Origin of the sequence: Xenorhabdus budapestensis (genome assembly GCF_017743015.1) — a bacterium.
GTDB lineage: Bacteria > Pseudomonadota > Gammaproteobacteria > Enterobacterales > Enterobacteriaceae > Xenorhabdus > Xenorhabdus budapestensis.
Genome location: NZ_CP072455.1, coordinates 2,259,288 through 2,281,075 on the forward strand (window position 1 = coordinate 2,259,288; position 21,788 = coordinate 2,281,075).

Below are 21,788 nucleotides of genomic sequence, written 5' to 3' on the forward strand. Positions count from 1 at the left end.
ACTCCATCTTTACGGGCTCATAATAAGTGTAAATGAAAATGGAGAACAAACTGATCAGCGGGGAGTTTTTACTCGTAAACGCCCTGCAAGTCGTAAGCCTGCCTGAAAATTTCTGCTCATCATAGTTAATTGCACAAGGCCTGTTGCCAGCTCCAAAGCCTGAGCTGTGTAGAACCAGGTGTCAAACATCCCTTCAGAGGCCCTTATATTCAGAAATATGGCTACTGGGATCATGATCAGTAGCCCGTTGATGCCAATGATCGGCATGCGTTTTTTCTTTTCGTCGATCAGGCGACCTTTCCTGTCTTTACTCAGCGAAAATCCAGAACCTCCTGTTATAGCCATCAGTATTGCAAGGCTTGCCAGCCCGTAAAATGCGATACAATGTTTGACTACCACTACTGCTGTGGTATCCAAAAATAGTTCCGAAATCACAGTGGATGTCCAGAATGTAGCAATAAGAAGCATGGCCAGTGTACCGGAAACACTATGGATGATTGTTGTACGCATGTTTCACCAATCGGGTATAAGGGAAGATTTTGGTACTGGGATATTTGATCCTGATACCGCCACAAATTAACTTTTATTATGACAATTAATTCATATTGACACCATAATGTCAATATGAATTAATGATGTCAAACTATTTTACAGGTTACAATATGAAAGAAATGAATAGAACTCCGGCTGGCGCAGCATTAAGTGCCTCGGCACTTAATTTATTCAGGGTGGCTAGCAGCTTGCTGACCGAGGGAAACCGGTTGGTAGCCAATATTGGCTTGACCAGCGCCCGCTGGCAGGTGTTGGGAACAATTGTGTCCGCTGAAAATCCTCAGCCTGTCGCATGGCTGGCCAGAGATATGGGAATGAACCGACAGAATGTGCAGCGCCTCATCAATGAGTTGGAAAAAGAAGGGTTAGTGGAGTTTGTACAAAATCCTCATCACAAGCGGGCATATCTGGTTGTATTGACGGAAAATGGTCGTAAGGCTTTCAGTCATGCCATGGCGCTGGAAGCGCCATGGATGAATCGACTGGCAGAAGGGATATCACTGGAAGATATCCATACCATGAACCATGTTTTGAAAATACTCCGCAGCAGGCTAAATGAAGAAGTTACAGAAGAATAATTCCGGGAGACTAAAATCATAACCAAACATGGCAGGCGAGAACATCGCCTGCATTATCACCAATCTACCTGTTTTTCACTGATGATATGGAAATCCTCGATCTTTCTCACAGATTTACATATTTTTCTTGATGGAAATGCTGAAAGTTGCATGTATGTATCTAAATCATCTTGGTTTTTACATTTTTGCTACAAATTTGACGATAACACAACCATTAAATATATTAAATCATAGGTTATATTTTATCTTCAGTCCACCAGGAGGTAGCAATGCCGATACCAACTCTCAAGCATTTTATTAATGGTCAGTATATCGAATCTAAAGGTTCCGAATATTTTGATCTGGTAAGTCCGGTCACTGGTAAATCTTACGCGCGTTCTCCTAACGCGAGCGCGGCGGATGTTGATGATGCTTATGCATCGGCTAAAGCGGCATTCAAAATATGGGGACGCAGCACACCTTCAGAACGCCAGCAAGCGTTGCTAGCACTGGCTGATGCGGTAGAAAAAAACGCTGAACGTCTGATTGAGGTGCAAAGCCGCAATACAGGGCAGGTCAAGCACTTGATTGCCTCTGAGGAGGTTGCGACGTCGGTGGATCATATCCGCTTTTTCGCTGGTGCAGCTCGCTTTTTGGAAGGCAAGGCTACTGCTGAATATCTTTCCGGTATGACCACCAGCATCCGGCGTGAACCGCTGGGCGTGGTGGGGCAGGTCACCCCATGGAATTATCCGTTGATGATGGCGGTGTGGAAGATAGCACCTGCTCTGGCAGCGGGTAATGCTGTGGTGCTTAAACCGAGCGACACTACACCGGAGAGTACTCTGTTACTGGCTGAATTGTCCGCTCCGCTCTTTCCTGCCGGCACTTTCAACGTGGTGTTGGGTAATGCCAGCGCGGGTGCTCTGGTAGTTTCACACAAAATGCCGGCTATGGTTTCCATCACTGGTTCCGTGCGTGCAGGTTTGCAGGTTGCCTCTTCAGCGGCGGCTAATCTCACCAGAGCGCATCTGGAGTTGGGAGGCAAAGCACCGGTGGTTGTTTTTGCCGATGCGGATATAGATAAAGCGGTCAAAACCATTGCTACCGCTGGGTACTTCAACGCCGGTCAGGATTGCACAGCAGCTTCACGTGTGCTGGTGCATGAATCTGTTTACGATATCTTCATTACCAAACTGGTATCAGCAGCTAAGGCCATCCGTTTTGGTGATCCAGAAGATAAAGAGGCGTTGTATGGGCCGCTTAATAATATTCGTCAGTTGGAGCAGGTCAAAGGGTTTATTGCGCGTCTGCCCGCTCATGCCCGTATCGAAACAGGAGGCCGTCAGGCCGATCGTTCGGGATATTACTTTGAACCTACGGTGATTACCGGTCTGGAGCAGCACGATGAAATGATTCAGACCGAGATTTTTGGCCCTGTTATCACAGTACAGAAGTTCCTAACCGAACAGGATGCCATAGAGAAAGCTAACGATGTCAAATATGGGCTGGCCTCCAGTGTCTGGACCCGCGACCATGGTCGTGCGTTGCGCTTGTCGCGTGAGCTTGACTTTGGAACGGTCTGGATTAACACACATATTCCTCTTACGGCAGAAGCACCGCATGGTGGCTTTAAAAACTCTGGATACGGTAAAGATCTGTCGGCTTATAGTTTCGATGAATATACGCGTATTAAACACGTGATGAGTTCCAACGACTGATACAGGACATCCATAATGAATCAAAATAGATCTCCGCACGACTTGGTGTCGCACGCGCACCACGAGTTGTTTACTGGCCGTGATGTGGAAGCGCTTGAGCGTTATTTTGCGCCGAATTTCATTGAGCATTCGCCGTTGGTCAAAGATGGTCTTACCGGATTGCGTGAGCTGGTTCAGGCACATCCTGAACTGCACCATGAAACTTATCGTGTACTACAGGATGGTGATCTGGTTGCTATCCACGGCCGTTTTACGGGGTTAGACGATCAGCCGTTGGTCGGCTTTGATCTGTACCGGGTTGCCGATGGTTTAATTGTGGAGCATTGGGACGGCTTAGTGCCACAGTCCGCGCCCAATGCCAGTGGCCGAACTCAGTTAGATGGCCCGACTGAAACGGGCCATAGCCATGACAGGGAGAAAAACCGTGAACTGGTGGTTAACTTTTTCACGCGTACCCTGATCGAAGGGCACTATGATGAGTTTTGGAACTACACCAATGGTGAAAAGTTCCGCCAGCACAGCCCCGATATTCCCGATGGTACGGCTGCGGTCATTGCGTTTCTTAAGCAACTCAAAGATGAAGGGAGAGGCCTGCATTATGCAAAAATCCACCGCACAGTAGCTGACGGGCAGTTTGTTCTGACCCATTCGGAAGGAAGTATTGTTGAAGCACGTCACAGTTACTTTGAGCTATGGCGTGTTGAGAACGGCCAAGTGGCTGAACTTTGGGATGCTATAACCCCAGTACCAGAGGATACGCAGGCGTTGCATCGCTACGGTATTTTTTAGCGTTGCTTGCAGACATGCTGAAATCCCGTGTTATTTCGATCAGGAATTAGAGAATGACAGCATATTCCATCGTCTATGCACCGCTTGATCAGGCTACCCGGACCGAACAGGTTGTGATGCGTTTAAGCAACGCGATCATCTCCGGGATATTACAGACCGATGAGCAGTTGCCTAATGAAAACGAACTGTCGCGGTTATTAGGTGTGTCACCGGTCACAGTTCGTGACGCCCTGAACACACTACGTGCCAGACAGTTGATTGAGACTCGGCGCGGGCGTCATGGTGGTAGTTTTGTGTGCCAAGTTTCCGTTGAGATAATGCGGAAATATCACCCGTTGCGGCTGATAGCTTCAGGTGAACTGGCGGATTTCAGCGAGTTTCACTGTGCTGTGATCGGCCACAGCGCCAGGCTTGCGGCTCAACGTTCAACGCCGGATGAACTGAGAAAGCTTGAGCAGCTGGTCGACAGCTTTGCCGCCGCGACGCAACCGGACGCCCGTATACAAGCAGATATGCGTTGTCTGTTAACCCTGGCATCCCAGGCACAGTCAGCCAGTCTTGCCAATCAGGAGCTAGAGATTCAGGCCGAATGGGTCCCTTTGATGGAGCTTCTGTACCGAGAAGCTGCCGTTCACAGTGAAGTTGTTGCCGCCTGGCGTACACTCTTGGTGGCTTTGTATAAGGGGGATGACTTCGCTTGTTACCAGCTGGCACAAGAGATGATTACCCGAATTACCGACCACCTGCTTGAATGCAAATTTCGTATGGATACTGATGCGTTGTTCTTGTAGAGATCTGATCGCGAGTAAGGCGGCTGCATTCATCCCAGGAAAGAGGGAGGCATATGTACAACGACATACACGTAGAGCGGGCCAGGAGCATCCTGGACGATATCCTGGTCGCGGCGCAGCAGGCCACCGCAGCTTTAGCGGATAAGACAGCGCGTATTTTATTAAAATTGCCGTTATATCATACCGAAGGCATCCGATTAGCGCAGGAGCAGCGCGGCGCATTACAAAAACATATCCACGAAGTATTGCGTAACAACACTTGGTGTAACGGGGCAGGGTTTGCCAGCTATGCGGTAACGGAGGTAATTGGGGAAGAGAAAGGGTACTGGACGCTGGAGTGGTGGCGTCAGGAAGGGAATACCATTCAATATGCGCAATTGGAACACAATCAGGAGCAGCGTAGGCGTCTGGATTTCCGATTATTTGAATGGTTCCGTCAGCCGGCCAGTCGCCATCTTCCCGTCATTGACGGCCCCTATGTGGATTATGTCTGCAATGGTGCCTACACGATTACGATAGCCCATCCAGTACTTATCGGTGAGGAGTTTGTCGGTGTTGCAGCGGTGGATATGCTGGTGTCAACACTGGATCGGTTACTTCTGCCGGTTTTGGGCGCTATCGGTAAGCCAGCATTGATTATTAATAATGATGCGCGTGTCGTGACTTCGACAGTGCCGGGAGTGCGTGCAGGTTCACTATTGAAAAGCCAAGGTGTTAACCGATCGGCCGAGGGTGAAGTACCTTCACTGCGTTTGGTGATCTTGCCGTCATCACACACTAAATCACACAAGGCGTTTGTTTGCTGAAGCTTGGCTGGTCATGCGGTACGTCAGAAGGCATTGGAACGTGGTCTGATGATGTTTTTGACATTAGGGGGAACTTGCTGGTTCACAAGAGAGGACAATTATGCACTGGTATTTAACTGTCTTAAAGAATTATGCTTGTTTCAGTGGGCGAGCCCGGCGTAAGGAGTTTTGGTATTTCATTCTGTTTCAGAGCTTGGCTTTTCTCATCATTTCTTTCCTGGAAAGGTTGTTTGCTGTTGCCAATCCCGAAATTTATATGGGGTGGTTCAGCGCTATCTATCTGCTGCTCACATTTTTGCCAGCGCTGGCGGTAAATGCCCGTCGCCTGCACGATATTAACTGTAGCGCTTGGTGGTTACTGTTACATCTTATCCCGTTTGTCGGCACTAGTATCCTACTGGCTCTCGCGGCTCTAAGAGGGCAGGCTGGCAGCAATAAATACAATTCAGAGAACCGAATTCACTCACAGAAAAATATCCCAGGTCGGGCTAACGGGTGATTCCAGGCCACTAAAAGGGTGCTGAAATGGCAATGAATAGAAGAAATTTTATCTCTACTGTCGCGACGCTCACAGGGGTGGGAGTGCTTTCATCTATACTCCCAACAACATCTCTGCTCGCCCAGACCTTAACTGCGGTCGATGTTCCGTCCGCCAATATTGACCGATTCCGTCCGACGCTGTTGCAGGATGCACAATACAGAACCAGCCGGTTGGGGTTGGATCCGCGTATCTGGAACTGGCATAGAAATGTAGCGGCCAAGGCCATGCCAGCCAACTACTATGAATCCGCTCTGGCTGATTGGCCGGCTTTTGGTGGCTTTTCTAAAGACCAGAGTTGTGAGGTTGTAGTGATTGGCGGCGGATTGCTGGGGGCTTCCACAGCGCTGCATCTTGCTGAAGCGGGAGTGGATGTGATTCTGGTCGAAAAGGATAACATCGGTTCGGGAGCTTCTGGCCGTAATGGGGGGCAGATGACCCCCGGTATTGCCCGTTGGGGAGCTGAAACCATACTGGAGAGATTCTCACCCGATGAAGCCAAACGTTTATGGCGTTTTGCATCAGTTGAAGCAATGGATCTTGTGGATGAACTCTGTGAGCGTTACGGTTTTGAATGCGACCGCAAATACGGTCATATTACAGCAGCGATACACCCAGGTCATATGGGGTCATTGGTGGCTAATGCCGATGCTCGGGGTCAGTTGGGAGATACGGCGGCGAAGGTTATTGGGCCACACGAATTGCAGGAAGAGTATGTACGTTCGGGTATCTATTATGGTGCCAATATCGACAGTATCGGTGGACAGGTTCAGCCTCTGGCGCTACTGCGAGGCCTGGTTTATGGCTTTGCCAGACTGGCGGGACGAGTTTATGACAGTACGAAAGTGAAGAGCATCAGGCAGGATGCCAACCGTACAGTTATAGAAACTGAGCGGGGAGTTATCAGGGCAAGTAAAGCCGTGGTACTGGGAGTGCATGGCTCCAGCGATGAGTTTATCTCCGGCCCTTCCACTACAGTGCCTTTTTTCACCTATATAGCGGTAACTCCACCTTTGTCAATGGATATCAAAAAGTTGATCCCGTCAGATCTGCCTGTCTACGATACACAGTTACAGATAGACTATTATCGCGCGGTGCGTGGCAACCGATTGTTGTTTGGGGGGCAGGGCACTGGAAACTCCTGGTCACCGCGTGATGTGAACAATTATTTACTAGATCGTATCAAGACCGTGTTCCCGTATCTGGAAAATCCCGAACTGGAATATTCCTGGGGCGGGATCAGCGATTTGACCCTGAATGGTGCCACCGATGCCCGCAAAAGTGGTGACAGCATCCCTGTGTATATGGTGCATGGTTGGAGTGGTCATGGAGTAGCGCAGACGGTGCGCATTGGCAAAGCTATCAGCGACGATATCGCCGGACGTAACCACGACTTTGCCATGCTTACCCGTATCGACCACTTGAGTATCCCGCTGGGTTCCTACTTCTCTCCGATAGTTATTCCATTGATTAAAGGTGCTCTGGGAGCGAGAAGCATGTTTAATCCGGCAGAGATGGTTTCGTTCTGAGTGGCTGGCTTCTATTAGCCGATAGGCCGCTATTAAGAACGCAAGAAAATACGATATTCTTGCGTTCATTAGCTGAATCATCTTTGAATTAGGTGGCCTTGTTAAACAATATTCAGCATTCTATTCAATGCCAACAACGCATAGCGGGTGATACATGGATCCACACGAATGACGCCGACGGGATCATCCTGTTCAATACGTTCCAATGCCCAAAGCAAGTGCGGCATGTCAATTCGGTTCATCGTAAGGCAAGGGCACATATCTGGGTTGAGTGATACAATGTGTTTATCCGGATGTTGGCGAATTAAACGATTCACTAGGTTCATTTCCGTACCAATCGCCCATTTGCTGCCCGATGGCGAGCTTGCGATTGTATCGATAATATATTTGGTTGAGCCCGCCAGGTCAGAGGCAGCTACTACATCGCGGCTACACTCTGGATGCACAATGATTCGAAAGTTAGTATCACGCACATGGATGTCACGAATATTCTGCACAGTGAACTTTTCATGCACTGAGCAATGGCCTTTCCAAAGGATAATTTTGATTTCGTCCGGCGTACGCTGGGTCAGGAGTGCTTCTTGCTCAGGGTCCCACACCGCCATGTCCGTCAACGGTATGCCTAAATCGAATGCAGTATTACGGCCGAGATGCTGATCGGGGAGAAAAAGCACTCTGGCTTTTTTCGACAGCGCCCATGCCAGTACTTTTTTTGCATTGGACGACGTTACCGTAGCACCTTCGTGCTGGCCAACGAATGCCTTAATGTCAGCAGTCGAGTTAACGTAAGTCAGTGGGATAATATTATCGCCAAACTGCGATACCAAGCTATTCCAGGCTCGGTGCATTTGGGTAAGATTAGCCATGTCTGCCATTGAACATCCGGCACGCATGTCGGGTAACACGACCATTTGTCTGTCGTGCGTGAGCATGTCGGTAGTTTCCGCCATGAAGTGAACACCACAAAAAACAATATATTTTGCTTTCTGATTACCGGCCGCAACCTGTGCCAGTTGTAGCGAGTCCCCGGTGGTATCAGCGAATCTGATCACCTCATCTTTTTGATAATGGTGGCCGGGAATAAACAGATCAGTTCCGTATGCCCGTTTGATTTCTCCGATACGGCGACTCATTTCCTGTTCGGTGCGCTGTTTGTAATATTCCGGCATAGTAACGTTGCCGGGACGAATGATGTCAAGCAGAGCCATGATGGCTGGCCTCCTGATGCGTGATCGCCATATCTAAACCAATGTCCAGTGCTGGCGCGGAGTGGGTGATAAAACCAAGAGAAATGTAATTGACGCCCGTATGGCGATAGTACGGCAGAGTGTCGAGGGTTATGCCACCAGAAGCTTCGGTGATAATGTGTTCGGGGGTGATAGAGTTATAGCGCATAACCTGTTCGGGCGTGCAATTATCAAACATGATGACATCTGCACCCGCAGCGATAGCATCTTCAAGCTGTTCTTCGGTTTCTATTTCCACTTCTATTTTCACCATGTGCCCGACGTAGGCGCGTGCTTTAGCCACCGCGTCACGAATAGAGCCGCAAACAGCGATATGATTATCTTTAACCATCACCCCATCGTCCAGACCAAAGCGGTGGTTTTTACCTCCACCCATCCTTACTGCATATTTTTCCAACATGCGTAGCCCTGGTGTTGTTTTGCGAGTATCACACAGGTATATGGATGGATCGTCGAGCATCTTTATAGCGCGATGCGTGAGTGTGGCGATACCAGACATACGTTGCAGCAGATTGAGTAAGACTCGCTCCCCTTTGAGAATATCGCGTACTGCCCCCTTAATTTCAGCTAAAATCGTGCCCTGGGTCATCCACTCGCCGTCTTTAACATGCAGAGTCACGCTGATAGTGTTATTTAGCAATTTATAGCCGACGGTCAGCAGTTGTCCACCTGCGAACACGCCATCCTGACGTGATACGAGCTGTGCCGTACCCATTTGCGTGTCGAAAATAGCATTAGCCGACAGGTCGCCGTAGCCGATATCCTCTTCCAGAAAACGCGTGAGCATGGAGTTAAGCTGCAAGATTTCCATTAATTGCCGATCCTTTGGTTATAAATGATTGAAGTATGCCCTTGACAGTGAACTATCTGTTTGCCACGCCATTGGAAGTCGTCGCGGGCAGGGTAATCAGTGCGGAAATGTCCACCACGACTTTCAGTTCTCAGTAGCGCAGATTGAGCTATCAATTTCACCAGAGCCCAAGAGTTGGCTAGCTCCGCATCATGTATGCTGATATTACTTAATGTGATGTTCCGGTAAGGAATGGAGGAGAGTTCATCAATAAGCACGCTTAACGATCCATGATCTCTGACAATGGATAGATGGGCAGAAACCCACTGCTGTAACTGCTGCATTGTGATGCACGGAACAGCGAGTTGCTTCTCTTTTTCCTCCTTTAACGGCGTGTACCGTATCAGCTGTTGTTCAGCAATGTGTCGTGCCGCACGTTGACCGTATACCAGCCCTTCAAGCAGTGAGTTACTCGCCAGTCGATTGGCACCGTGAAAGCCGGTACAGGCGACTTCTCCAATTGCATATAGCCCTTTAACGTTAGTTTGTCCGTTATCATCGACCACTACACCACCCATCAGGAAGTGCATGCCGGGCGATACAGGGATCCGCCCTGAGGCTATCTCTATGCCCGCTTCCTGGCACAGTTTACTAATGGTAGGGAAACGTTTGACAAAGTTGGGAACAGCATGAATATTCAAATAAACGCGGTGTCCTTGCTGCTGTTCGTTATAAATAATGCGAGATAGTATGTCTCGTGCTGCAAGATCTTTTTGCGGATGACGGCCTTCCATAATTCGTCGGCCATTTTCATCTTCGAGCACCGCGCCTTCGCCTCTTACTGCTTCCGAAATCAACCCTAATGCTTCACCATCTTTAACCAATAGTGTCGGGTGAAACTGAGTGAATTCCAGGTCGGTCAGGGCTGCACCTGCACGGTAAGCCATCATCAGGCCGCCACCTGTAATGGCCTTATCATTGCTGGTCGTCGAATATAGATGGCCGCATCCCCCCGTCGCCAGTACAATGGCGTCCGCGTAGAGAGAGGCTAGTTCACCCTGACTAGTTTTAAATCGTACACCTGCGCATCTGTCGGCCTGATGGATAATATCCAGAACTTTTGTGTGTTCGCATATGCGAATATGTTTACCCAAGCGGTCGCTTAGGAATTTGACAAGGATCCTGCCGGTCTGATCGCCGCCGGCATGAAAAATACGTTTTGAGGTGTGTGCGCCTTCCCGTCCGAGCGCTGGCTCGCCAGTAATTGTTTTGTCAAATGGACACTCCGCTGCCAGCAATTGAATAATGATCTCTTTGCCAGTGCGAATAATATCCTTAACCCGGTAGGCATCGTTGTGATCGCTACCGACAGCCAGCGTATCTCCGACATGTTGTTCAATAGAGTCATCTGGTAGCCAGGAGGAAGCAATTCCTCCCTGTGCCAGTGTCGAGTTGCTGTTGCCAACGGTGTGTTTGGTCATGACTATGACTTCGCAGTCTGTAGGCATATACGAGGCACAAGCCAGTGCGGCTATCCCCGAGCCAATGACAACGATACGTTTAGTTGACACTGTGTTACTCCTGTCTTTACATATGTCTTGACACATAAGATTACATAACCTTAGAATCTTGACAAGGGAATTTTTACCTGCACTAAGGGGGGCTTACTGTTGTGATTTATTTGGATTATGCGTCATCAGCACCCGTGTCGCACCAGGCGCTTGATACCTTTCAGAAACTTAGTCAGTGTTGCTATGGTAACGCCAGCAGCTTGCATGATGCCGGCGAACAAGCGTCAGTGGTATTATCCTACTGTCGCCGTCAGCTAGCTCGCTTTTTAGGGGGAGATCCGTCAGGTGTTTATTTTACCAGTTGCGGTACTGAGGCGAATCTGCTCGGGATACAGTCTCTGGCCAGAGCTCTTCCAAGTGGTAAACGACATATAGTGACAACGAAAATGGAACACCCTTCAGTGCACTATGCAATGCAGGCTCTGGAAGAGGCAGGCTTTATTGTCACAGTATTAACTCCAGATACGCGCGGTATAGTGACGGAAGCGATTCTGGCACAGGCGCTACGCCCTGATACTGGACTGATTTCTATCCAGCATGCGAATTCAGAAACTGGCATTGTTCAACCTATCGCCCAATTAGCACAGCTGACCAAGGGACAGAATATCCTGTTTCATACAGATGCAGTGCAAACGTTCGGTAAGATCCCTGTATTACAGGATGAACTAGGCGTGGATGCGATTTCGATATCCAGCCATAAAGTCTATGCTCCCAAAGGTGCCGGGGCAGTCTATATTCGTCCCGGCATCCCATGGCGTCCTTTGTATCCGACGGTGACACATGAAAATGGTTTTCGTCCGGGCACCGTCAATGTGCCACTGATCGGTGCGTTTATTACCGCATGTGAAGAAACGATGGAGCGCCGCGAACAAGATGAGCAATGGTGCCGCATGTTGAGAAACAGGCTGATACGAGGTTTGCGGGAAAACACTCTACCAGTGAGCTATTTCAGCGATAGGGAACACGAACTATTACCTGGTATTTTCGGTTGTTTTTACTCAGGTGTTGAAGGCCAGTATGCTATGCTATCTTGTAATCGTCGTGGGGTGTGTATCGCAACGGGCAGCGCGTGTACCGCGGGGCAGCAGGCTCCCTCGGGTGCTTTAACCGCATTGGGACTGTCAAACCGCGATGCTTTACAATTCATTCGTATCTCATTTGGACGTTATACCTCTGAAGAAGATATTGATGTCTTACTACAGGCGCTGGTCGCTCTGCGCCATGAAATTCAACAGGAGCCGGTATTTGGACGCTGAAAAAAAACTCGTGGGAGAAACAAGACGGGCCAGTCTTATCGAATGGTTACAACAGGAAGGTGGACCGTTAACAGGAAGCTATCTGGCCAAAAAAGCGGCGGTATCACGGCAAGTGATCGTGCAGGATATATCGTTGTTAAAAGCCCGGGGTGAGCCGATTACAGCTACTATTCAAGGTTACCTATATGTACCGTACTCAGCCACTCGACAAAAGGAAATTGAAATTATTGTCGCCTGCAAACATGCTCCCGAGCAAGCCGAAGAGGAACTACTATTAATTGTCGATTGCGGCGTTACGATTAAAAACGTCATCATTGAGCACATAGTGTATGGTGAGTTAACCGCCGAACTGCGCCTCAGCACACGTAAAGACGTCGCAACTTTCCTAGAAAGAATTAATGAGACTGGCGCATCTTATCTATCTGAACTGACGGAAGGCGTGCACTTACATATGCTATGTGCTACGGAGCGCCAGCGCCTCGAAAATGCGGTTGCGGCGCTTGATGCAGCAGGAATACTTATTAAAGATTGATAGCTCCTTGCTGGCTAACAGATCTAATGACCCGCCTTTTTGAGCGCAAAATCTAGACAATATAATTATTAGAGTATGCACATAATAAAAGATGGACGCCATAGGGGTATCCATCTTATCAGTTCGAGTTAAAAGCAGGTACATTTGTTGAAATGGTGTAGAGGGAGATGAAAATGCCTATAGAACAAATGAATGATACATCACAAGATATGCAGTTATTTACTTTTAGTCGTGAACCTGTTGTGGGTGGAAAAGCACTATTAATATAAAGAAGGACGATGAGTCTATTATTATAGTCGGTTCTTGGGATAAACATGGACGATACAGTTTTTTATAAAACTGAAGATCGAATTATTGGTTCGGGATTTGATCAACTCTCTGATAGCCTTGGTTTTGACGAACAAGAAACTCTCCATGATGTCAATATAGGTGATACAGTTAAGGTCACATACCTTGGATCAAATAGACCACAAAAATATAAGTGTAATGCTAAAATTGAAAAAGGGAAAAAATACTATGATAATATAAATATCAATATTGAAGTGATAAGATAAAAATATATTTATTAATATTATTAGAATATGATTATATTAATTCTTATACCTCAAATGACCATCTTATGTTTATTAATATGTGTTAGTTGATATATTGTCTCATTAATATGTGCTTAATAAGCTTTCATTAGTGATACACCCATTTTTCTCATTCTGGGTTGTTGCTGTGACGAAAACGACTTCATAACCACTTCCACACACTTAAGTCACTGCCACATAAATTGACAACAATGTTTGTTAAATTAACACTACTTTTATCATTCTATTCTTCCAATAAAAAAAGAAATCGTTTTTCTATAACACATCGTATTAAATAATGAATATGGCATGATAGAAATAAAACCTTGACAAAATTCCATAGTGAATTTTAACTCACTAAACAGAAAAATATTTCTAATTTTATTTGTTATATTTAAAGAATGAATTTCTCATATCGACATTGATATGGAAGGTATGGGATTTTAAGTTACTATTTGTCTGTGTGTTATTTATTCAATTGAACCGCAAGCTAAATGATTAAAATAAAAATTTAGCAAAAGCACTAATTTTACTCCGCTATTTAAAATAATACTTCGTTTAACTTTTTTAATATCAGATAAGGCGAAGGATTTGTTCAAAGATAGGGTAATAATCTACAAAATATTGACCATTAGAATTTAAGAAAAATGTTCGAACAACAGCTTAGCTGGGGGGAAACCTACTATCCCATCCGTTCCTGATAATTGATTACAGAAAATACAGGCTTTTTCAAGAGCCTGCCGAGGGAGAATTATATGCAGAATTCAAAAGATCTGAAACTGGAGATGCCATCGTTACCGAAAGGAGGAGGGGCACTTTATGGAATGGGGGAATCGCTGGGGGCGATCGGGCCGGATGGGCTGGCGTCTTTCTCACTGCCATTACCGGTGTCTGGTGGTCTGGGAGTTGCTCCAGTATTGGCATTAAGTTACAGCAGTGCAGCGGGTAATGGGGCATTTGGTATGGGATGGCAGTGTGGGGCAGGTCTGATCAGCCTGCGGACATCTCATGGTGTGCCTCAATATAGGGGAGAGGATACGTTTCTCGGCCCTTCCGGTGAAGTGTTGTCTGTTGTTCCCGATGCAAAAGGGCAGCCTGATCGACGTACTGCAACTTCGTTACTGGGAACTACGTTGAAACAACCGTATATCGTCACCCGCTATCAGCCACGAATTGTCAGTGATTTTAGTAAGCTGGAGTATTGGCAGCCGCAGCAGAGCGGTCAGGATAAGCCTTTTTGGGTGATGTTTACAACAGATGGACAAGTACATCTGTTGGGTAAACACAATCACGCTCAGATTGCTGATCCGAAAGATGCAACAAAAATTGCTTGTTGGTTATTAGAAGAGACGGTAACGCCAACGGGTGAACATATTTATTATCATTATCGTACAGAAGATGATACAGGCTGTGATGCCGATGAACTTCGTCAACACATTGGTATGTATGCTCAGCGCTATCTGGCGAAAGTCTGTTACGGCAATATTTTCCCGGAAGCGGCATTTATCGCGCTGAAATCCGGTATTCCGGCAGATGACGCTTGGTTGTTTCATCTGGTGTTTGACTACGGCGAGCGTTCCTCATCCCTTTATACTGTGCCGGAATATCATACTTCCGGCGAGTGGTTGTGCCGGCCGGACTGTTTTTCCCGCTATCAGTTTGGTTTTGAAGTGCGCACACGCCGTTTATGTCGGCAAGTTCTGATGTTTCACCGCTTGCAGACGCTGGCAGGGGAAAACATCACGAATGAAACTCCGGCACTGGTATCCCGTTTGATCCTGGAGTATGACCTGAACAACCGTGTTTCTTTGTTACTTAGTGCTCGTCGTCTGGCACATGAAGCAGATGGTACACCGGTTACTTTGGCTCCGCTGGAAGTCGATTATCAGCGCTTTGAAAATGATCTGCACCAGAACTGGCAGAAGATGCCTGAGTTGGAAGATTTTAATGCATTCCAGCCTTATCAACTGGTCGATTTATACGGTGAGGGAATTCCCGGTGTGCTTTATCAGGATATTCCCGGTGCCTGGTGGTATCGCGCACCAGTGAGAGATATAACATCGGATGAAACAGATGCTGTCACCTATGATACGGCAAAACCGTTACCCCATATTCCGGTTCAGCAGGACAGTGCTATGCTGATTGATTTCAATGGTGACGGTCGGTTGGACTGGGTAGTCACCGTCGCCGGACTCAGAGGTTACCACTCTATGACGCCGGAGAGAGAATGGACGCCATTTATCCCGTTGTCTTCCATTCCAATGGAATATTTTCATCCACAAGCTCAACTGACTGATATCACTGGTACAGGATTACCCGATCTCGCACTCATTGGCCCCAATAGTGTACGGTTTTGGGCTGATAACCAAGAAGGGTGGGGTAAAGCTCAAAATGTTGAACATACGGGAACTATTCCTTTACCGATCCCCGGAAGAGATGAGCGTAAGTTAGTTGCATTCAGTGATATGACAGGCTCTGGTCAGCAACATCTCGTAGAAATTTCTGCTGAAGGTGTTCGCTGTTGGCCAAATCTGGGATGGGGACGTTTTGGGGAACCGTTAACACTGCCGGGTTTCCAAATTACCGGGGAAACTTTTAACCCCAATCGGTTGTATATGGCAGACATAGACGGTTCTGGCACCACTGACCTGATTTATGTTCGTAATACTTATATGGAGCTCTATCTCAACGAAAATGGTAATCGATTCGCAGCACCATTGAAAATTGACCTGCCATCTGGGGTGAATTTTGATGACACCTGCCAGCTCCAGATTGCAGACATCCGAGGGCTTGGGGTTACCAACATTATTCTGACGGTACCACATATCTCCGTACAGCACTGGCGTCTGGAAATGACAACACAGAAACCCTGGCTGTTGAATGCGATAAACAACAATATGGGGAGTGATACTGTATTAAGTTATCGCAGTTCTGCTCAATTCTGGCTGGATGAAAAACAGCAGGCGGCTGAAGAAGGGCGTACGATAGCCAGTTACCTGCCATTCCCGGTTCATCTCTTGTGGCGTACAGAAGTATTGGATGAGATTACAGGAAACCGACTATCAAGCCGTTGTGATTATGCTCATGGAGCATGGGATGGGCGGGAACGGGAATACCGTGGTTTCGGGCGAGTCACGCAAACAGATACAGATAAACAGGCGGGTGCTACTTATGGAACAATCGCTGAAACACCAGCACCTTCCCGTACCATTAGCTGGTTTGCAACGGGAATACCAGCGCTGGATTATCTGTTACCACACGAATACTGGCAAGGCGATGAACAGGCTTTTGCGCATTTTACTCCTCGTTTTACCCGCTATGATGTTACAACCAACCGTGAAATTACAATCACTCCCAATCAAGAGGAAATGTACTGGTTAAACCGGGCAATGAAAGGGATGCCATTACGCAGTGAAGTGTATGGAGATGACGATACAGAGCTGGCAGGAACACCGTATGCTGTCAGTGAATCACGCCCTCAAATCCGAATACTTGTGGGAGTATCAGCAGATGAACTTTCAGCATGGCCATCCATTCTGGAATCGCGAAGCTACCAATATGAGCGTATTACCGTCGATCCACAGTGCAGCCAACAGATTATTTTGAAAAGTGATGTGTTGGGATTTCCGACAGATACTTTGAGCATTGCTTATCCCCGACGGCAGAAACCTCCAGCATCGCCATACCCGGATACCTTGCCAGAAACCTTGTTTGACAGCAGTTATGACGACCAACAAATATTGTTACGTTTGACTCGTCAGCGTTACGAATATCACCATTTAATTGACGAAACATCATGGATACCGGGATTGCCAGCGATCTCACGCAGTGATACGAAGAAACTGTCTCAGGATATCGTGCCTGACAGAGGATTATCGTTGGAATGGTTTGACACTACTGATGGTGCCGGGGTACTGCCTGGAACGGAAGATGATTATTTGGGTCATTCGGTGGTGAATTATACAGGTGCTGGTGGTAAACCGGATTTTCCACCTCTTGTTGCTTACACAGAAACCGCTGAATTTAATAAGACTTCGTTAAAAGCTTTTGCTGGAATAATGAGCTCGGATGAATTTAAAAAAGAGCTTGAAAATGCGGGTTGGCAGTCTGTTCCAGCGCCTTTACAAGATAATAATATATTCAACGTTTGGGTCGGGCGCCATAACTACACCGATTTTGCGGGGGCAGAAGGATTTTATCGACCACTGGCGCAACGTCAGACCTTGATGACCGGTAAAAATCTTATTGGCTGGGATACGCATTTCTGCGCTGTAATTCAGGAAAAAAGCCCCACTGGCTCGGTTGCATCTGCCCGATATGATTACCGTTTTAACGTTGCCTATATGGTAACTGACGCAAATGACAATACTTCTACTACCACTTATGATGCGCTTGGAAGAGTGACAAGCGTAAGATTTTGGGGACTAGAAGAAGGGGTGATGCAGGGGTACACCCAACCAGAAAATGAAGTTACACCTTTTATTGTGCCTTCTCTTGTCGATAAAGCACTTGAACTGAAACCGGGTATCCCTGTGGCTGGGCTTGCAGTATACGATCCATTGAGCTGGATTCTGCGAGCAACAACGGAAGTTACAGACTCTAAAGACTTACTCACCGAAGATAATTACATTGGTCGGCTCGCTCTTAAACGTTATCTGCTACGAAATTCCACCATAAATTTAAAAACAGTTCCTCGTCTTCCACCTCATATGCTGAGTATTTCGACGGACAGATATGACAGCGATCCAGAACAACAATTGCATCAAAGCATCTCTTTCAGTGATGGCTTCGGAAGAACGTTACAAACCGCAGTCAGGCATGAGGCAGGGGACGCATGGCTGTTAAGTGATAACGGTACAATTATGGCGGATGAAACAGGAGCCCCCATAAATGAACAAACTGATTTCAGATGGGCGGTGTCCGGTAGGACAGAATATGACGGAAAAGGTCAGCCTCTGCGTACATACCTGCCTTATTTTCTTAATGACTGGCGATATGTAAAAGATGATAGTGCACGCCGCGATCTATTCGCTGACACAAACTGTTACGACCCGTTGGGGCGTGTCTGCCAAGTAGTTACTGCGGCAGGTTATTTGCGACGGACGTTAATTACTCCCTGGTTTGTTGTCAGTGAGGATGAAAACGACACAGCAGCAGAAGTAAATCAATAGCAAATGTTCTAGCCACCGACATATCGGGAAACATTTTTCAGGAGTCATCGAATGTCACAGACACTATATTCAAAAACCCCGTCCGTTGTAGTTATGGATAACCGTGGTTTAAACGTCAGAACGGTTCAGTATTACCGACATCCGGATACTGTGGATCTAACTGATGAACGCATTTCTTTTAGTCAATATACGCTGGCTGGCTTTCCGGAGCGGATTTTTTCACCACGTCAATATGATTTATGGCAAAGAGATAACAGCATAAAACCAGACAGGGCCAGTATACAAAGTTTGAGCGGTATAGCTCTCCGAACAGAAGGTGCCGATGATGGCGTTGCTGCGGCATTAAATGATATTGCAGGACGGCCTGTTATCAGTGTTGATGCAATGGGAGTGAAACGGCGATATTTATATGAGGAAAATCATCTGGCAGGACGCTTGCTGAGTATTACTGAACAAGCACCAGATCAAGAACTCAGTGTTATCGAACGTTTTGTTTGGTCAGGAAATAGTGAACAAGAAAAAGCATATAATCTGGTTGGAACCTGTGTATCGCGCTACGATACGGCAGGCCGTGAAGAATGTCAGAGCGTATCTTTATTGGGAAGTCCCCTAAGAATAACCCGTCAGCTATTGCCAGATGATATAGAAGCTGATTGGCAGGGAAATACACCCAATGATTGGAATACCTCATTTTCCGGGAATGTTTCCGAGAATAGTTTTACCACTTATATGACGACGGATGTCACTGGCGCGCTACTGACACAAACTGATGCTATGGGCAATCAGCAGCGCTATGAATACGACCGTGCAGGCCAGTTAAAAAGTAATTGGTTAACTCCTGCACAGGGAGAAGAAAAAAATATAATTTCATCTCTGACCTATTCTGCCGCAGGACAGATACTAACCCAAAAGGATGGTAATGGGATCTTAACGACAAATCTGTATGAACAGAAAACTCAGCGGTTGTCTGAAAGTCGGGTTGAACGGCCATCCAATCATCTATCCGGAGCCGCAATTTTACAGAATTTTCATTATAAATATGATCCGGTAGGAAATGTTGTCAGTGTTTACGATCATGCACAGGCTGTACGGTACTGGCGTAACCAGAAAATTTCCCCCGAAAGTCAATATACCTATGACTCGTTTTACCAACTGATTAGTGCCACCGGCCGGGAGATGTCGGCTCTTTCTGGCTCAATAAGTTCTCTTCCATCACCACTGATTTCGGTATCCAATGGTGATGATGTGTATACCAATTACATCCGTCACTACACTTATGATCGTGGAAACAATCTTACACAAATCCAACATAATGCATCGGGTAGTGGCAATAACCATGTAACATCTCTGACAGTTTCTTCTCGTAACAATCGTGCTGTACTGAGCACGTTTACCACTGATCCGGTGCAAGTAGATACTTGGTTTGATGCTGGTGGACATCAAACTTCATTATTGCCAGGTCAGAAGCTTGGGTATAACCAACGCGGAGAGTTATCTCGAGTAACTCCGGTTAGTCGCGACACGGAGATGGATGAAGAATGGTATCGCTATAATGAAGACAGCCAGCGGCTGGTTAAAGTCAGTCAACATCTGAACGGCAATACCCAACGTAAAGCGCGAACAGTCTATCTTCCTGGACTGGAATTAAGAACGATGTTCAGGGGAAATACACTTAACGAAGAGCTACATATTATAACTGTGGGCCACGTCAGGCTACTTCACTGGGTATCAGGTCAGCCAGCTGAAATTAAAGGTGACCAGTTACGTTATTCCTATAGTAACTTTACCGGCAGTAGTGCGATGGAAGTTGATGAATTTGGGAAAGTTATCAGTCAAGAGGAATATTATCCTTATGGTGGAACGTCAATCTGGACTGTACGAAACCAGACTGAAGCAGCTTATAAGTTTCACAGATATTCAGGAAAAGAAAGAGATGCAACCGGGCTTTATTATTATGGCCTGCGATATTATCAGCCGTGGGCGGGACGTTGGCTCAGTGCAGATCCCGGTGGCATTATTGATGGATTGAATATGTTCAGTATGGTGCACAATAACCCTGTCAATGGTACAGATAGTGATGGAGGGGCATCATTGATGAGCAACGTCATTACGTTGATCGGTGGATTATTCAACAATGGATTTTCTTTGCCAAGCTTCTCCGGACCGTCGTTTTCCTGGCCATCATTATCCTTAACATCACTGTTTGATTTTGACTTTTCTTTTGATTTCAGTCCTGTAGGTGCGGTTAAAAAAATTGCGGGGCCTGCCGTAAAGTTCGTATATAAGAAAGCATATAAAAAACTGCTTAATTATGCGCTTAGTAAAGCAAAAACAGAGCAGCAGAAGAGGAATATTATCCGTGGATTCAGAGGTGTAAGTGTTGGTGTCGGTGTCGCGGTTGCCATTGCGGGTGTTGTGTCAAGCGCAGGGCTGGCGATACCTGTTGCTGTTGGTGTGGTTGCCGCAGGCGGGGCGATTGCCGGAGCTATTGGTGTTTTTGCTGGCCCTATTTCACGCTCTTTATCTAAGGTTTACGCCAAATTATTTCGAGGGCGCACGGCAGCGCATTTGTCTACTGCGACAGGTAATTTTATGGCTGGTGGAAGTGTTGGTAGCGCGGCTGTTGCTCATGGTGTGACAAGCATGAATGATCCCGTTTTAAAACGGCAGGGACGGACAGGTGAATACAGAAGCGTAGCTGGTGTTGAGGTAGGCATTGCATCCGGCACAGTTTCCGCTGTTTTAAACGATGACTTGGTTAAATCAGGTATTGCCGCAAGCGCGGCTGCAATGGGTTCTCAGGTGTCTGAATCTCAGAAAACGCTGGAAGGGGTTGGTGACGTTGCTGCGACAGCAGCGATAGAAGGCGCATTAGCAGGACGCAAATTAGCTAAAGCGCTTGGTCTTCGCAGCTTGGCTGCACGTGCGACTGAGACTGTAGCTGAAGTTGCAACTAATGTAGATATTTCGTCTGCGTCTTTAGTCGAAAATTCCAGTACCGCTATTTATGCACATGGAAAAACCTTCCTGCATGTGAGAACAGAAGATACTAATAACTTTGAGGCATTTAGAAATATAGAGGAAACATTACCTGCTGATGGTGATGCAGGATGGTTAAGTGGAACTCTGGAAAATGTATGGGGATGGTTTAGCTGGTCCAGAAACCAGAATCAGGAAAGTTTTGCCTGAACTGGATAGGAGGCTGAATTGGCCTTGTTGATCAGTGAATAGTGCTTTTATTGAGTGGAGAATACATATTATTAAGATCCAGAGCTGTAAATTATAGCTCTGGACAAAGTAATAACCAAGATTTCATACCGTAACGGAAGCACATCAGCAGGCGACTGATGGATCGATTTCTGCACG

General features: G+C 46.8%; 16 protein-coding genes. 12 read left to right on the plus strand and 4 right to left on the minus strand.

What is annotated here, in order from left to right; genetic code table 11:
- Positions 1-54: 54 nt before the first annotated feature.
- Positions 55-510, minus strand: coding sequence for a hypothetical protein (locus HGO23_RS09960; RefSeq protein WP_099135292.1), 456 nt, complete (start codon positions 508-510; stop codon positions 55-57).
- 152 nt (positions 511-662) lie between these two features.
- Between HGO23_RS09960 and HGO23_RS09965 the strand changes: the two genes are divergently transcribed.
- From HGO23_RS09965 to HGO23_RS09995, 7 genes are all read left to right on the plus strand, one after another.
- Complete coding sequence (locus HGO23_RS09965; RefSeq protein WP_099135293.1) at positions 663-1,130, plus strand: MarR family winged helix-turn-helix transcriptional regulator; 468 nt, start codon at positions 663-665, stop codon at positions 1,128-1,130.
- A gap of 269 nt (positions 1,131-1,399) precedes the next feature.
- Entirely contained in the window at positions 1,400-2,830 is a 1,431-nt protein-coding gene (locus tag HGO23_RS09970) for a gamma-aminobutyraldehyde dehydrogenase (protein ID WP_209026513.1), read from the plus strand.
- Positions 2,831-2,845: 15 nt separating this feature from the next.
- The gene (locus HGO23_RS09975) at positions 2,846-3,619 is read left to right on the plus strand and encodes a nuclear transport factor 2 family protein (protein WP_209026514.1); all 774 of its coding nucleotides are present in this window, start codon (positions 2,846-2,848) and stop codon (positions 3,617-3,619) included.
- Positions 3,620-3,672: 53 nt separating this feature from the next.
- Complete coding sequence (locus HGO23_RS09980; protein WP_209026515.1) at positions 3,673-4,410, plus strand: FadR/GntR family transcriptional regulator; 738 nt, start codon at positions 3,673-3,675, stop codon at positions 4,408-4,410.
- A gap of 53 nt (positions 4,411-4,463) precedes the next feature.
- A complete protein-coding gene (locus HGO23_RS09985) occupies positions 4,464-5,216 on the plus strand; it encodes a cache domain-containing protein (RefSeq protein WP_099135297.1) in 753 nt (250 codons plus the stop codon).
- A 100-nt stretch (positions 5,217-5,316) separates the two neighbouring features.
- A complete protein-coding gene (locus HGO23_RS09990; protein ID WP_099135298.1) occupies positions 5,317-5,715 on the plus strand; it encodes a DUF805 domain-containing protein in 399 nt (132 codons plus the stop codon).
- A 26-nt stretch (positions 5,716-5,741) separates the two neighbouring features.
- A complete protein-coding gene (locus tag HGO23_RS09995; protein WP_209026516.1) occupies positions 5,742-7,283 on the plus strand; it encodes an NAD(P)/FAD-dependent oxidoreductase in 1,542 nt (513 codons plus the stop codon).
- A gap of 101 nt (positions 7,284-7,384) precedes the next feature.
- Here HGO23_RS09995 and nadA read toward each other — a convergent pair whose 3' ends face one another.
- Genes nadA through nadB form a run of 3 tightly spaced genes read right to left on the minus strand, consistent with a single transcriptional unit; the run spans position 7,385 to position 10,891 of the window.
- Positions 7,385-8,491 carry a quinolinate synthase NadA gene (nadA, locus tag HGO23_RS10000; protein WP_209026517.1) on the minus strand — a complete coding sequence of 369 codons (1,107 nt, stop codon included), beginning with the start codon at positions 8,489-8,491 and terminating at the stop codon, positions 7,385-7,387.
- Positions 8,478-9,341 (minus strand): carboxylating nicotinate-nucleotide diphosphorylase, encoded by an 864-nt coding sequence (gene nadC / locus HGO23_RS10005; protein ID WP_209026518.1) that lies wholly within the window; start codon positions 9,339-9,341, stop codon positions 8,478-8,480. Before nadC ends, nadA begins: the two co-directional genes overlap by 14 nt.
- The gene (nadB, locus tag HGO23_RS10010) at positions 9,341-10,891 is read right to left on the minus strand and encodes an L-aspartate oxidase (protein WP_209026519.1); all 1,551 of its coding nucleotides are present in this window, start codon (positions 10,889-10,891) and stop codon (positions 9,341-9,343) included. Before nadB ends, nadC begins: the two co-directional genes overlap by 1 nt.
- A gap of 101 nt (positions 10,892-10,992) precedes the next feature.
- Here nadB and HGO23_RS10015 point away from each other — a divergent pair, with 101 nt between their 5' ends.
- The 5 genes from HGO23_RS10015 (at position 10,993) to HGO23_RS10035 (ending at position 21,611) form a co-directional block, all read left to right on the plus strand.
- A complete protein-coding gene (locus HGO23_RS10015) occupies positions 10,993-12,147 on the plus strand; it encodes an IscS subfamily cysteine desulfurase (RefSeq protein WP_099135303.1) in 1,155 nt (384 codons plus the stop codon).
- Entirely contained in the window at positions 12,137-12,679 is a 543-nt protein-coding gene (locus tag HGO23_RS10020; protein ID WP_209026520.1) for a transcription repressor NadR, read from the plus strand. The genes HGO23_RS10015 and HGO23_RS10020 overlap by 11 nt, the downstream gene beginning before the upstream one ends.
- Before the next feature lie 314 nt (positions 12,680-12,993).
- Positions 12,994-13,233, plus strand: coding sequence for a hypothetical protein (locus HGO23_RS10025; protein WP_209026521.1), 240 nt, complete (start codon positions 12,994-12,996; stop codon positions 13,231-13,233).
- 773 nt (positions 13,234-14,006) lie between these two features.
- Positions 14,007-18,422, plus strand: coding sequence for a SpvB/TcaC N-terminal domain-containing protein (locus HGO23_RS10030; RefSeq protein WP_209026522.1), 4,416 nt, complete (start codon positions 14,007-14,009; stop codon positions 18,420-18,422).
- A gap of 51 nt (positions 18,423-18,473) precedes the next feature.
- Positions 18,474-21,611: an RHS repeat protein gene (locus tag HGO23_RS10035; RefSeq protein WP_209026523.1), complete on the plus strand. Its 3,138-nt coding sequence runs from the start codon at positions 18,474-18,476 to the stop codon at positions 21,609-21,611.
- Positions 21,612-21,788 lie beyond the last annotated feature (177 nt).